Here is a 13951-nt window from a genome sequence, read left to right as displayed (position 1 = left end):
GTTAGAGCAATTGCTGACTCGCATTTTTCCCAGATAGCCTAGGAATTCTTATCAAAATTGGTAAAATCATCTTTCAGGATGATGTAAACTACGGCAGAAAGTTTTAGTTTAAAATAAGGAAAAGAATCCACCATTTTCTCAAGTTGAGTAGACCTATGAAACCGACATTAACCTTAGCGACAGTGGTATTAGCAGCCAGTTCCATGCTTCCAGCCTATGCTGTGATGCCTAATAACCCAATTAACACAACTTCTCCAAGACAGTCCTCTCAAGATTTAATTCTGGCTCAAAATAATCTCAATAATTTTGATCAATATCGTCAACAGCGTCATGCACAGTTAGAGCAGCAAATGCGGGAAGAGGTGAAAAAACCTCAATATCGCAATTTATCCTCATCCCAAAAAGCCCAAATGATTCGAGATGCTCATAATACTCTGGATCAAAGTTTAGATCAAGAATATGACAACTTGAAACAACGGCAATCTAATAATAATGGTCGTTATAATAACAACGATCGTTATAATAATAATGGTCGTTATAATACCAATAATCGCAACGATCGCAATAGTCAACAGTCATTTGATAAATATCGTCAACAGCGTCATGCGGAGTTAGAACAGCAAATGCGACAAGAGGTGAAAAAACCCCAATATAACAATTTATCCTCAGCGCAAAAAGCCCAAATGATCCGAGATTCTCATAATGCTCTTGATCAACGTTTAGATCAAGAATATGAAGCTTGGAAACGGGGTGAGACTAATGGGAATTATAATGGTCGGTATAATTCAGGAACTTATAATGGGAGCGATCGCTATGAGCGTTATGATCGTAACACCAATCAAACTTATCCCCAACCTTATCCGAATAATGGTCGTTACACTCGTTAATTGTAGGGTGTGTAAGCAACGCGCACGCACCATCTAGGATGAGTTGATGATTAATCAACTAGAAAAAACAGCCTTGAATTAAAATTCAGGCTCAAAGCTCAAACCTATTAAAATAGGTTAAAGACTTAATAAAGCTAAAACTTTAGTTGGTTAAAACTGACTAAAGTTTTTAGTATTAAGGAGTTAATTGATAATAAAAAGGGGAGGGTTCAGTGAAATTTCTAGCAGGTATTCGAGATATTGGCGAACCCGCCCCCCTAGGTAAGTCTCTACTTGTTATAAACGCACTTGTCGGCATCTAAATGTGCCCAGACGTGGTTTGTTCCTCTTGCAGAAGGGGGTAGATCTCCTGTTTAGCGATTTTTATTGGCTTTATCAAACGCATTATCGCGGGACTTTTCTGCACTGGTATACGAAGTACCCGTGTGAGTTTGACCAGTGGCGTTATCCCGGATGACCGTTCTGTGTATCTTCGAGCCGAAGCCACCAAGGGTATGATCACTGCTAGTTTTAACGTCATAACGGGGGGTGTTTTCTTTGCTAGACATAGTTTTATCTCCTTGAAAGATTGATAATTTACTGTCTTTCTAATCAATAGAATAAAATGAATTTCTTTAATGGTCAGTAGATGAAAGTCAATCATTTAAAAAATGATCTTTTTAGCTTTAAAAGGGTGATAAAGTGAGCCTGAGTTAACCAAAGTCAGTCAAAGTCATCTATAGTTATTATTAGAGGCTGCGACTTACCAGTGGATACATCTATGGACATCAATTCAGTTTTGGACTTTATCAGTTCACAACTAATGGCTAAGAAGCTCAAAACCTTGAGTACCCTTGAAACTACTATCTTGAAAGAGGCGTGGAGGGGTAAAGAGGGCAAAAGTTATGATGAAATTGGAAATAGCGAGGGGTTTGTAGGTGAAAGTGTTAAGACGGCTGCATACAAACTTTGGCAAAGGTTGTCAAACTTATGTGAAGAAAAGGTAAAGCGGGATAATGTGCAAGCGGTTGTCGAGCGTTACTATAATAAAGTTGCGATCGCCTCTCCCTCCACACCTATAACCCCTGCATCTAATTTTATTGATAGTAACAATGAGATCACCATTCCCGAAAATATTGTTAACGAAAATATTAATTTTATTGGTCGGGAAAATGCGATCGCTCACCTTAAAACCAAAATTAATCAAGGTGCGAAAATTATTTTAATTCAAGCCGCAGCAGGAATTGGGAAAACAACTCTGGCTACAGAATTTCTGAAGAATCAAAATTTTGATAAAATCTTATATTTGACGATGGCGAAGGAAAGGGAAACCATCTCGCCTGTTGAAACTATTGTTGAGGAATGGCTGAAAAAGGATTTTGAGGAGGAACCTGGACGGGATTTTATGGTGTCCTTGGGACGACTCAAACGATTGTTACAAAATCAAAAAATAGGGATATTAATTGATAACTTAGAACCTGCACTAGATTCTGAGTTTAGATTTATTGAACCCCATCGATGTTATATCGAACTATTGAGAATGTTAACAGATCCGATGGTGCAGTCAGTAACTTTAATTACCAGTCGTGAACGTTTGTGTGAAGGGGATATTACGGTTGAAACCTATCGTTTACCTGAGTTAGACTATTGTACCTGGAAACAATATTTTAAATATTATCAGATTAATAATTATGAGTCTATTTTAACTGAAATGCACAAAGTCTATGGGGGAAATGCTAAGGCGATGCGGATTCTTTGCGGTGCAATTCAAGAAGATAATCAAGGAGATATTCAAACTTATTGGAATTGTAACCAAGCTGAAATTTTAGCTAAACCCGATTTAAAAAATTTAGTTAATTCTCAGTTTAAGCGTTTGCAAGAACTTGATATTAATGCGTTTAAATTATTATGTCGGTTGGGGTGTTACCGCTATCAAGATGTTCCCACTGTTCCTGATAATGGGTTATTGTGTTTATTATGGGATGTTCCAGAAGGTGAACAGCGCAGAGTGATTGAGTCGTTAAAAAATCGTTCTTTAGTAGAAGTTAACAAGGGTGAATTTTTTTTACATCCAATGGTTAGGGAAGAAGCGATCGCACGTTTAAGAAAAAGTGAAGATTGGGAAACCGCTAATATTAAAGCTGCGGAGTTTTGGACGGAGAGTGTTGAAAGTGTTGAAACGATAAAAGATGGGTTAACCGCGTTAGAAGCTTATTATCATTATGTAGAAATTGATGATTTTGAACAAGCAGGTTCTATAATAGAAAAAGAAAGGTATAACAAGTGGCAAAGAGGTGAACCACTAGGTGGATCATTTGCTAGATTTGGCTTATTACAACAAACTGCTTCATTAATTAATAAAGTTAAAGACAAGCTAGAGAATAGTTATGTTAAAGCTAGGTTATACAAGATATTAGGTGATATACAATGGCTAAGAGGTTCTATACATCAAGCAATAAATCATCATAAGGAATGTAAATCAATAGCAGAAAAAATAAAAACACTATATATTGATTCTGAACAAAGTCCAGAACTAGATTTTTATTTATATCAATTGTATAGATTATCCGTTGTATCCTTATTTAATCAAGGATTGTGCTATTTAGATATAGGGGATTTAGGACAATCTTATCTTTTATTTGAAGAAACGATTTTCACACTCTCTAACAAAAAAATAATCTTAATAACAAAAGAGAATCAACTTTATCAAGATCACTTTTATCATATTCAATTATGCAGTTATGTTTACCTTGCTTTAATAAATTCATATTGGGGTAACACTGAAACAACACTATCTTATCTTAATAAAAGTAAACCTTTAAAAGAAGCTAAAGTGACTATTTGGAGCCAAGGTTACACTTTTCTATGCTTGGGAGTAGCATATAAGAATATTGGCGAGACTCTAAATTCTTTTGAAATGTATAATCAAGCCATATCATTTGCTCAAGAAACTAACTTTACTCAAGTAAAAGCCAAAGCCTTAACAGGTCTAGGAGAACTTTACCGAATGCAGGGCGACTTTACAACCGCACTCACTCATCATCAAGAATCGATAGAAATTTTAGAACAAATTGGGGCAAAATGTGACATTGCTGAAGCTTATTATCAACAGGCGTTAACCTATCAACAGATGGGGGATAGGGAAAACAGTCAACCTAATTTTGATAATGCTATTCAACTGTTTACAGAAATTGAAGCGCCTCGACGAGTTGAGAGGGTGAGAAAGTCGATCATTAATGAATAATAAATAGGACTGAGGTACACAAACCAAGAAACCGGGTTTCTGAACAATAAGTCTTGATTTCATCCCAGAAATAATAGTCAGAAACCCGGTTTCTGTGCTAATAGTCTAAACAGTCGAATTTCAATCAATAGTTTATACCTGCCAAAATCTTTCTGCTATTTTTTCAATTGCGGTTTCTAACCCGGGTAAGTAATTTTCAACGATATCCCATATAACCTCTAAATCAATCCCTAAATACTCATGGGCTAGTCTATTCCTAAATCCAACAATTCTGTGCCAAGGTGTATTAGGTTCTGATGCTTTCCATTCATCAGGTAATAGTCTGATAGATTCACACATCACCTCAAGATTTCTCATCACTGCATCTTGAATCATCGTCTGTTCATAAAAGCCATCTTTTCCCGTAGCCGTATAAGATTTAATGCGTTGTAAACAATCTCGAATATGGATTAAGTAAATTCTATTTTCTTTCATAATTTAATTGCCTCATTCAATATTTTTTCTCGAATAAAGTAATGTAAAGATTTCGCTGTCACCACATCAACCTTACGATTTAAAATTTGCTCTAAATCTTCAATTAACCCCACTGGAAACCAAGGAGAAATTTTAGAAATATCGTAATCAATTAAAAAATCAATATCACTATTCTCTGTTTCTTCCCCTCTGGCAACCGAGCCAAATATTCGCACATTGAATGCTCCATGTTGATCGGCTATTTGCAAAATATCTTCTCGTTTTTGTTGTAGGAATTCTCTAATTTTCATGATCTCAATCCTAATTATTTTTACTGTAATCATTAATAAATCTGCGATCGCTCGTCTCTTAAAATCAATTAAGCTCATCGGCTTGATTAGCTCGACATTTTACCAAAAATAGCCCAAAATCGCTAGAACAAGAGTTAAACAATTGTAAATTATTAACGATGATAGCCTGCCTGAACTGGACACAACACCCCCAGAAGAACTCCAGAAGTTCCCCAATTGTGCAATAATGATCCGGCAGTCTCCCAACAAGCGTGCGTCCGATGGCCGACAGTCCCCAAACTCCCGATGAACTGATCCAGGTTTTAGCTGAATTTCAGGATCTGCATTTTGAACTCCCTGATCCAGAAGCAGAAATTCCTGAATTGGATTTTGAACACCAAATTGATGTCGCTTGGAAAGTTTGCGATCGCTTCGACTTGCAAACGGAAATCTGGCGCGGCAGAATCTTAAGAGTTGTCCGCGATCGAGAAAAAAAAGGCGGGGAAGGACGGGGTACAGGCTTTTTAAATTGGTTAAAAGAACGGGAAATTAGCAAGAGTCAAGCTTATGCTTTAATTGAATTAGCAAATAGCGCTGATGCCCTATTACTTCAAGGTCATCTTAACCCCGATGCGATTAATAATTTTAGTAAACGAGCATTTATAGAAACTGCAAAAGCACCCGCAGAAGTGCAACAAATGGTGAGTGATGCTGCTTGTAAAGGCGATCGCATTACTCGCCGCGAAGTTCGACAACTCAATGATGAATGGACGGCGATGAGTTCCGATTTAATTCCTGATGAAATTCGGGAAAAAGCAACGGAGGGTTCAATGCCGCCTCGCTATTTGGCGCCATTAGTTCGAGAAATGGAAAAATTACCCGAAGCACATATAACAGAATTGCAACGGGAAATGATCGAAAATCCTGATGTTGATACGATTAAACAGTTAACATCAGAAGCTAAAAATTTATCGAAATATTTGGATGCTGCGGCTCAAGTTCAAGCCTTAAATCAGTCTTCTGTCGATATGGAAATGGCATTAGAAGAAGCGCTGCGGGTGGGATGTTTAAATACGGCTTCTGATTTAGTCAAACAAGCTACTGCTCTCGAACAAACGATGGTTAAACTCTATAGCAGTTGGAAACGAGTCGGAAGTTTAGCCGATCGTTTATATGTGGATACGGGAGCAAGTACCCCCCATTTGCGATCGCTTTTAGGCTGTTTAGAACAGTTAGCAGGTCAAATTATTGAAGTGCAATTAGGCGATGGTAGCGAGGGCAGAATTCGTTTACAAATTCTATCAGATAATGATTAAAACCGTAGGGGTGGCTTCTACCAAAATTTCTGCTTATAGAGGTGTGCGATGGCATCAGTTACTCCTGTACCTGATGCCATCGCTGGCTGGTTTTTATAGAAAGGGTTAACGGTACCTCATCGGACTGAAAACCGCTATATTTCACTGCTTACTGCGAAGCACTGAGCCTGCGATGCCCTGAGCTTGCCGAAGGGTCGAAGTGTTCCCTGTTCTAAGAGCGCGTAGCGGTATAAAAAACTCGGTTTCTGCATAATTCCTAAGTATTTTCTCGGTTAAATTACTCTTTTAATTTCAACAAATCTACGGATATTCAATAATTTAATAGGATAATTTTTGAGACTAAAATTGTTGGTTTCGTGAATATATTAAACTAATTTTTGCCTATAGCTTTACATGGCAACTTAGTTATGATAGATGGTAACTGATCTGATGCAGGTTTGTGAAAACCTTAATCGATCAGAATATCATATCTTTACAAACAACATCAACATTTTATGCTAAGTTCCAACGAATTTGATTTGTACAACCTGTCGCACCCCATCCCTTCTATCCTCTGTTCTAGTTTATCCTCAACCCTACAAGATCAGCACTTGTATGATTGTCAAGTTGATGTTTCAGAATGTGGGGAAGTTGTTGCTAACTATTTTAATTATAATCCTTTATTCCCCGGAGTCATTTTAACGCAAAAGCAAGAATTTTTTGGGATGATTTCTCGACGGCGATTTTTAGAACGGTTAAGTCGTCCTTATGGAATTGAATTGTTTTTAAAGCGTCCGTTAAAACTGTTGTATCGCTTGGAAAAAAAACAGCTTTTAATTTTGGCTGGTTCCACTCCCATTTTAGAAGCGACTCAATCGGCTTTAAAACGCTTACCGGATTTAGTTTATGAACCCATCGTTGTTCAACTCGCACCTCAAATTTATCGATTGATTGATATGTACCAACTTTTACTCGCTCAGGCTCAAATTCATCAATTATCCAATCAAATCTTACAAGAATTATATCAGGAACTACAAATCAAAGCCAGCTTAGACGGCTTAACTCAAGTCGCTAACCGTCATTTTTTTGATCAATATTTTGAACAACAATGGTTACAACTTGAATTCACGAAATTTCCACTTTCTCTGATTTTTACTGATGTTGATTACTTCAAAGCTTATAATGATACCTACGGACATCAAGCCGGAGATGATTGTCTTAAACAAATAGCTCAAGTAATCGCACAAACCCTGACCTTAGATCAAGGTTTAGTCGCCCGATATGGGGGAGAAGAATTTGTAGTTGTTTTACCTAAAATCTACCTAGATCAAGCTATTTTAATTGCTGAAAAAATGCGAGATAATATCAAAGCAATTCAGCTTCATCATCCTAGTTCTTCCGTGAGTTCCCATGTCACCATAAGTTTAGGAATTGCGACTGTAGAATTTGGTAATTCCGAAATCATGAACCAGATTAAAACACCAGGAGATTTAATTATTGCAGCTGACCAAGCTTTGTATGAAGCTAAAAATCAAGGACGAGATCGGGTGGTCTCTTTCAGCATGAGAGACCCCTACCTCTGGGTTACAAGTCCTCAAGTATCGCTTCAAAATCACTAGAAAAATAGCTAAAATCACGGAGTAAACCGCCCTGTCTTAACGCAGTATTTGGGGTTTTAGGAGTATTCGTTCCGAAGAAGTTTAACAATAGGTAAACATATTAATAACACGTTAAATTTTAAATTTCGCTTCAAACTATAAATTATAGAATAAAATAGAATCAAAGGTTTTCAGGGTGAAAAAGCATCCCTTATCCTACAAGTTAAATACAAGTTAAACTTTAATTAATTGTCATAGATATCATTATGGTCAATGTCTACGATATGGAAACGCCATCCTCAGTCCTTCCTTTCTCATCCATTCATAACTTAGAGCTAGAATCTACGCTACAAGAGTTATCTTTGTATGATGTTCAAGTTGATATCAACGAACCGGGAATAATTCTCACTCAAAAGTTAGAAGTAAATCCCCTAATTCCTGGGGTAATTTTAACCGAAGAAGGTCAATTGAGTGGGATGATTTCTCGACGAAGATTTTTAGAACGTTTAAGTCGTCCTTATGGGCGAGAATTGTTTTTACAACGTTCTATTCGCTCATTACAACGGTTTTCTCAAACGGAATTATTAGTTTTACCCGGAAATACTTTAATTGTAGAAGCGGCTCACCATGCTGTACAGCGATCGCCTGAATTATTGTATGAACCGATTGTAGTTCAGTTAACAGAAAATTGGCATCAACTTCTCGATATTCAACAATTATTAGTCGCTCAATCTCATATTAATCAATTAACCACTGAATTATTACGTCAGCAAGCTCAATCGCAACTGATTCAAACCGAAAAATTAGCCAGTTTAGGAAAAATGGTCGCCGGGGTTTCCCATGAAATCAGAAACCCAGTGAATTGTATTTTAGGTAATTCTGGCTGTCTATCGAATTATTATCAAGATTTAATGAAGTTGATTAAAACCTATGAAGAGAATACAGAAAAACCTTGTGCTTTGATTGATGATCTCAAAGCCGAAATTGACTTTGAATTTTTGCAACAAGACTTAGGAGAGGTAATTAAAAGTATTGTCGTCAGTTCAGAACGTCTGAGTCAACTTGTTAATAGTTTGCATAGTTTTTCTCATGTCGGTGATAATTATCGCCGGGAAATTAATATCCATGATTGTATTGATGGAACTTTATTGATTTTAAAAAATCGCCTAAAACAAGGAATTGAAGTGATTAAAAATTATGGTGATATTCCTTTATTTAAGTGCTATTCTGGTCAACTGAGTCAAGTGTTTATGAATCTGATTTCTAATGCAATTGATGCGTTAGAAGAGGGAAAACAAAACGGTCAAATATCTCCTAGAATTGAGATTGATACTCAAGTTAAAATGCTATCTGAAGAGCAAATCTATCCGGCTCAGTTAGCTCAACTTTCTCAAGGGAATCGTTTATTGTATTCTTTACCCACTTACAAAGAAACAATTGACCAAGATATTCTTAATATTGATGTTAACTCAGAATGGCTATCAATTCAGATTCGGGATAATGGAAACGGAATTCCCCCGGAAATTCAATCTCGAATTTTTGATACCTTTTTTACCACTAAACCAGCCGGAAAAGGAACCGGATTAGGATTAGCAATTAGCTACCAAATTATTAGCGAAAAACATGGGGGTCAACTCAACTTTATTTCTACTCTCGGTGTGGGGACAGAATTTGAGATTTTATTACCGATTTTTTAATAATGTTTAATTAACTGAAACCGCTAAACGATGAGCAGTTTGTTTAAGGGGTTCTAATAAACCCAGAGATAAATTAAACTGATTTAAGCTTCCTACCCCATGATAATCACTCCCTCCAGTTTTTAATATCCCATACTCATCACAAAGTTTTTCTAACCGTTGAATTTGCGAAGAACTATGATAAGGATGATAAACTTCCAGCCCCATTAATCCCGCTTCTAATAATTCTTTAAAAACCGTTTCAAATTTTCCCCCGTGATATAAATAAGGATGCGCCCAAATAGGAACCGCACCACAGGATTTTAATAATTGAATCCCCTCAATACTAGAAAATTTGTCATACTGAACAAAGGCAGGTTTATGCTCTCCTAACCACCGTTCAAAAGCTTCTTGGGAAGACTTAACATAACCCGCTTTTACCATAGCCTTTGCAATATGAGGACGTGCCGCAGCCACTCCTTCTCCCATCGGCTCTAACTCAATCGGATAACCGAGTTTACCTAGTTTTTCTATTATTTGATTCGCTCTATTTTTACGCCCACTTAAACGTTCTTTGAGGGGATTTTCGAGTTTATTTTTATCGGGATAAAACCCTAAAATATGCAGTGATCGTTCATTGTAAACCGTTGATAATTCCACCCCCGGTACAATTTCTATATCATAAAATGCCGCCGTCTGAAAAGCCTCTTCCCAACCGGATACAGTATCGTGGTCTGTAATAGCTAAGGCTTTAACTCCGGCTTCGGTGGCGGCGATAACCAGTTCAGTCGGAGTGAGTTGACCATCGGAGTAGGTGGTATGACAGTGAAGTTCTAACATCCGTGTAACGTAATTTTAAGGGGAATCCCTAATTTGAGTATAGTCCGGTGAATCTGGGATTGGGTCTTGATCCTTTGCAGAGAGTTTGTTAAGATTTATGAAAATTATTAATCTTTAGTTTACATGAGCTTTTTTCATCCCACAAAACCGATTATTCGCAGCAAGCAGCACCATTTGGATATTCAAGACTTAAAGGGATTATTAAAAATAAACTTGAAATTCGGTAATATTACGCTGTTATCGAGTTTTTACACCCGAATTGATCAAGTTTTCTTGCTCTGGGGTTGGATTTCGTTGATTATCTTTGCGATTGCTCAATTTTTACCCATTAGCTGGATTACCCAAGCTTATTGGTGGTCAATTCTAACCATCGTGGGAACCGTCGGAATGATGGCGTTAAGTTATTATTGGGTACAAGTTGAACGATTGATTTGGATGGTTTATTGGTGGGTGGGGTTGATGGTATTGGGTTTAGGATTAACGAATCTGGGGATTTTTTGGGGATGGTCAGAGATTTTAAGCAATCTTTGTCCCCTGTGGTTAGGATTGTGTGCGTTAGGTTATTTAGGAACAGGAATCGGGTTACATTCCCGTGCATTTTTAATTGCTGGATTCCTGCATTTATTGGGTATTTTTGTATTACCTTATTTTATGGGTTGGCAATTTTTAATTAGTGGTTTAATCCTGGGTGGAACCCTATTATTTTTTGCCGAAGTTCAATGGGATATGCGATCGCAAATTGAATACTATTTACTCACCTCGGAAGAAATAGCATTCAATCAAGAACAACATCAACGCCGACAAATCCAGGTTTAAGATTCCGGTGCGGATAGAGTGAGTAAAAAGGCTAAATTAGACTCTGCTTTTAACGCATGAGGCGCGTTAGCCGCCATCACGATAAAAACTCCCGCTTCTAATTGAATTTCTTCCCCATTTAACGTTAATATCCCTTTTCCTTCTAATACCTGAACCGTTGCATTGCGGCTAGAGGTATGTTCGGAAATATCGGTTCCTTCTGCCAAACAAAATAGGGTATATTGGCAAATATTGTCTTTCCAAAGCACTGAACTTAAAACCCCTGCGGCTGCGTATTGGATTTTATCTTTTAAATTCAAAGAATTTCCGATCATGATTTAATCCTCTTATCCAAGTTTATAAGTTTGCAAAAAATTCTGAATGGTTTGATACAGTAAATAAGCTTGTTCTGGAGAAAAGCCTCCATGGCCTGCGCCTTTTAAGGTTAATAATTGATTAGGAACCCCAAAGTCATCTAACTTTTGGTGCATTTTAACCGCTTGTTGATAGGGAACTAACTCATCTTTATTTCCATGAATGGTTAACAAAGGCGGTAATCCAGATCGCACATAATTAATCGGGGAAATTTTAGCTGCTAATTCCTGAGTATTGGGTTGTTGACCGAACCAAAGAACGGCATAATCTTTGCGATTAATTCCGGCTAAAATATCGTTAACATCCATAATCCCAAACAGATTAATAATCGCTGCAACCTTTAATTCTGGTAAGTTTTTAGGAGGTTTGTGATCAGATGTTTCCGTTAATTGATCAAATCCAGCAGCATTGGGTAAAATACTGCATAAAGTTGCTAAATGTCCCCCGGCTGACCCTCCAATAACGACAATTTTATCCGGGTCAAATTGATATTTAGAAGCCTGGGAAAATACCCAACGCAAAGCACAACGCACATCTTCAACCGCCGCCGGAGCTAACGCTACAGTTCCTATCCGATATTCAACATTAACAATAGACCATCCTTGAGTTAAAAACGGAATCAGTTGCGGAAGAACTTCTTCCTTTGTTCCTGATATCCACCCCCCTCCATGAATCGCCACCAGGGTTTTATTCTTTCCTCTTAGGTTTCTGGGTTTATAGATATCCAGATGAACCGTAACATCATTAATTCGGCGATAAGCAATCTGGGGATAAACTTCTATCCCCTCAAAAAATAAACGTCCGAGTTCAGCAAAATTGGACATAAATCAAGTTTAGCGTTCAAACTACTATAGTCGGTGTCAACCATCCGATACAATAAGCCTTAATTATCATCAATGGAGATGCAATATTATGGCTGGAGAAATCTTCTCAACCGCCTTTGTCTGTTTTTCTATGATTCTCGTCGGTCTGTGTGGTGGGTTTCTGTTACTGAAAATCCAAGGCGGAGAATAGGGAAGTAGGAGGAGCCGAGGGAGCCGGGGAGGTGGGAGAAAATTGGTTTTTGGCCTGCACCTTTGTTTCCTCTGACTCCTCAACCGTCAACAGTCTAACTGGGATAGTGAATATAATAACTATAAGCTTGACGATGGGCTATGCTGACATTTTCAGGGTTTTGATTCAACAAGCGATCGCCTTTTTCTTGGACTAGGGGATGCAATAGCAATCCGTGTAGGGGTTGTAATATTTTATTTTTCTGTTGGAATTTGACTTTTTACCCACTTACGAAATAAGCCAATCCAAGCATTTTCCCTAGTCGTTTTCTTGAGTTCCAAAAAGTGCATAATGTCAGTTTGAGAAAGAAAGGGAAAAGTAGGAGAGTTATCAGTTTCTCGGTAGGCTTCTCCTTCTAATTGATAGAATATTATATTTTTTCCATCATACCGCCAAACTTCCGGTACACGAAAAGCTTTATAAAGTTCTAATTGATTAATAGAGCTACTGGTAATATCAATTTCAATAATTAAATCAGGTGGTGGGTCTTGTTGCAGGTTAATTTGCTCTTTATCCCAGACTGAAGGTTCATTTTGAATATAGTAACATTGATCAGGTTCAAAACCTCGATTTAACTCTTAACGTTGGCAAGTTCTCGATCCCAAACTCCTGACTTCAATATTTAATTCTTCAGTCAGAGTTTCTACCAAACGGCCTAATAGTTTTTTGTTACCTTCGTGGGGATCTAAAGGTGTGATAATTTCTAGTAAACCTTGGTCATAAATCAAGCGAATCCCCGGCTGCTCCGCTAAATCTTGTAACAGCAATTGATAGGTTTGCCAACTAATATTTTTTAAAAGAACATGATTTGCAAGGGGACTTTGTTTCTCTTGGGGTGGCTGAATCAGGGTGGCTGTCATCTTCGATACCTGCCCGATAATGTGCGATCGCGCTTGATTATATCATGCTTTGGTGGCAAAAATGAGCCAAATGATCTAAATGAGCCTTTTATATTGAGCCAAATGGTGAGCCATTGAGCCGATACAGTGTAGGGATTATAAGCTGCGTAGCAGCTTAATTTTACAATTCTGCTGTTGAGTTATTGAGCGATCGCCTGACTCGCTTCAATCTTTGTTCGCGAAGCTGTTCTGCCAGCATCGCATTAATTTCTCCTAATTCTAAATTCACTTCTTGAACCTCCATCCGAGAGCGGCGGAGGTTAGCAAGCAAGCGTTTAGATGTTTCTGGATCGGGGATATGGGGTTGTTTATTCATCGGAAAAATGGGTAGAAACCCCTAACTTTTAGTTAGGCTTTATATTTTTCCCCCTTTCGGGGAGGAGGGTATGGTTGCCCTCCTAACTCCTATTTCTAGGGTAAAGTTAGCTTCAATAAGGTTTTAAGAGCTTGTTAGGTTAGCAGCACTTCCTTAACCCGATAAAGATGTTTAACCACTAACGACAGAGCCAGGGACTAGCTACGCATCCAACAGGGTGTCTTGACTCAAAAAACGTAGTCAGTTAAGAC

At 37.8% G+C, this 13951-nt stretch carries 15 protein-coding genes and 1 pseudogene; 7 read left to right on the top strand and 9 right to left on the bottom strand.

Going from position 1 to position 13951, the window contains the following annotated elements; all coding sequences use genetic code 11:
• Positions 1-155: 155 nt before the first annotated feature.
• On the top strand, positions 156-887 hold the full coding sequence (locus PL8927_RS00370; protein WP_083616414.1) for a hypothetical protein: 732 nt from the start codon (positions 156-158) through the stop codon (positions 885-887).
• Positions 888-1240: 353 nt separating this feature from the next.
• Here PL8927_RS00370 and PL8927_RS00365 read toward each other — a convergent pair whose 3' ends face one another.
• The gene (locus PL8927_RS00365) at positions 1241-1435 is read right to left on the bottom strand and encodes a hypothetical protein (protein ID WP_156093047.1); all 195 of its coding nucleotides are present in this window, start codon (positions 1433-1435) and stop codon (positions 1241-1243) included.
• A gap of 254 nt (positions 1436-1689) precedes the next feature.
• Here PL8927_RS00365 and PL8927_RS00360 point away from each other — a divergent pair, with 254 nt between their 5' ends.
• Positions 1690-4110: a tetratricopeptide repeat protein gene (locus PL8927_RS00360; protein ID WP_231505868.1), complete on the top strand. Its 2421-nt coding sequence runs from the start codon at positions 1690-1692 to the stop codon at positions 4108-4110.
• Positions 4111-4242: 132 nt separating this feature from the next.
• On the opposite strand, the gene PL8927_RS00355 is transcribed toward PL8927_RS00360, so the two are convergent.
• Together PL8927_RS00355 and PL8927_RS00350 are read right to left on the bottom strand one after the other, a co-directional pair.
• Entirely contained in the window at positions 4243-4584 is a 342-nt protein-coding gene (locus PL8927_RS00355) for a HepT-like ribonuclease domain-containing protein (protein ID WP_083616409.1), read from the bottom strand.
• Positions 4581-4874, bottom strand: coding sequence for a nucleotidyltransferase family protein (locus PL8927_RS00350; protein WP_083616801.1), 294 nt, complete (start codon positions 4872-4874; stop codon positions 4581-4583). The genes PL8927_RS00355 and PL8927_RS00350 overlap by 4 nt, the downstream gene beginning before the upstream one ends.
• A 260-nt stretch (positions 4875-5134) precedes the next feature.
• On the opposite strand from PL8927_RS00350, the gene PL8927_RS00345 reads away from it, so the two are divergent.
• The 3 genes from PL8927_RS00345 (at position 5135) to PL8927_RS00335 (ending at position 9443) form a co-directional block, all read left to right on the top strand.
• Positions 5135-6169: a hypothetical protein gene (locus tag PL8927_RS00345; protein WP_083616407.1), complete on the top strand. Its 1035-nt coding sequence runs from the start codon at positions 5135-5137 to the stop codon at positions 6167-6169.
• 494 nt (positions 6170-6663) lie between these two features.
• Complete coding sequence (locus PL8927_RS00340; RefSeq protein ID WP_083616405.1) at positions 6664-7767, top strand: GGDEF domain-containing protein; 1104 nt, start codon at positions 6664-6666, stop codon at positions 7765-7767.
• Positions 7768-8012: 245 nt separating this feature from the next.
• On the top strand, positions 8013-9443 hold the full coding sequence (locus PL8927_RS00335; RefSeq protein ID WP_083616402.1) for a sensor histidine kinase: 1431 nt from the start codon (positions 8013-8015) through the stop codon (positions 9441-9443).
• A 6-nt stretch (positions 9444-9449) separates the two neighbouring features.
• Here PL8927_RS00335 and PL8927_RS00330 read toward each other — a convergent pair whose 3' ends face one another.
• Complete coding sequence (locus PL8927_RS00330; protein WP_083616400.1) at positions 9450-10262, bottom strand: PHP domain-containing protein; 813 nt, start codon at positions 10260-10262, stop codon at positions 9450-9452.
• Positions 10263-10385: 123 nt separating this feature from the next.
• Between PL8927_RS00330 and PL8927_RS00325 the strand changes: the two genes are divergently transcribed.
• Positions 10386-11078 carry a hypothetical protein gene (locus PL8927_RS00325; protein WP_083616398.1) on the top strand — a complete coding sequence of 231 codons (693 nt, stop codon included), beginning with the start codon at positions 10386-10388 and terminating at the stop codon, positions 11076-11078.
• On the opposite strand, the gene PL8927_RS00320 is transcribed toward PL8927_RS00325, so the two are convergent.
• Positions 11075-11392, bottom strand: coding sequence for a cupin domain-containing protein (locus tag PL8927_RS00320; protein WP_083616396.1), 318 nt, complete (start codon positions 11390-11392; stop codon positions 11075-11077). The two genes, PL8927_RS00325 and PL8927_RS00320, sit on opposite strands and share 4 nt — an antisense overlap.
• A 12-nt stretch (positions 11393-11404) precedes the next feature.
• On the bottom strand, positions 11405-12256 hold the full coding sequence (locus tag PL8927_RS00315; RefSeq protein WP_083616394.1) for an alpha/beta hydrolase: 852 nt from the start codon (positions 12254-12256) through the stop codon (positions 11405-11407).
• 88 nt (positions 12257-12344) lie between these two features.
• Here PL8927_RS00315 and petM point away from each other — a divergent pair, with 88 nt between their 5' ends.
• Positions 12345-12446 carry a cytochrome b6-f complex subunit PetM gene (petM, locus tag PL8927_RS00310; RefSeq protein WP_083616392.1) on the top strand — a complete coding sequence of 34 codons (102 nt, stop codon included), beginning with the start codon at positions 12345-12347 and terminating at the stop codon, positions 12444-12446.
• Between the two features lie 233 nt (positions 12447-12679).
• Here the strand turns inward: petM and PL8927_RS28295 are convergent.
• The 3 genes and pseudogenes from PL8927_RS28295 to PL8927_RS00300 form a co-directional block, all read right to left on the bottom strand.
• A pseudogene (locus tag PL8927_RS28295) lies at positions 12680-13045 on the bottom strand (Uma2 family endonuclease); the annotation flags it as partial.
• 18 nt (positions 13046-13063) lie between these two features.
• Positions 13064-13345 (bottom strand): hypothetical protein, encoded by a 282-nt coding sequence (locus tag PL8927_RS28290; protein WP_231505867.1) that lies wholly within the window; start codon positions 13343-13345, stop codon positions 13064-13066.
• Positions 13346-13505: 160 nt separating this feature from the next.
• Positions 13506-13700, bottom strand: coding sequence for a hypothetical protein (locus PL8927_RS00300; RefSeq protein ID WP_026785549.1), 195 nt, complete (start codon positions 13698-13700; stop codon positions 13506-13508).
• Positions 13701-13951: the final 251 nt, after the last annotated feature.

Origin of the sequence: Planktothrix serta PCC 8927 (assembly GCF_900010725.2) — a bacterium.
GTDB lineage: Bacteria > Cyanobacteriota > Cyanobacteriia > Cyanobacteriales > Microcoleaceae > Planktothrix > Planktothrix serta.
This window is presented reverse-complemented; position numbering and strand designations above follow the sequence as displayed.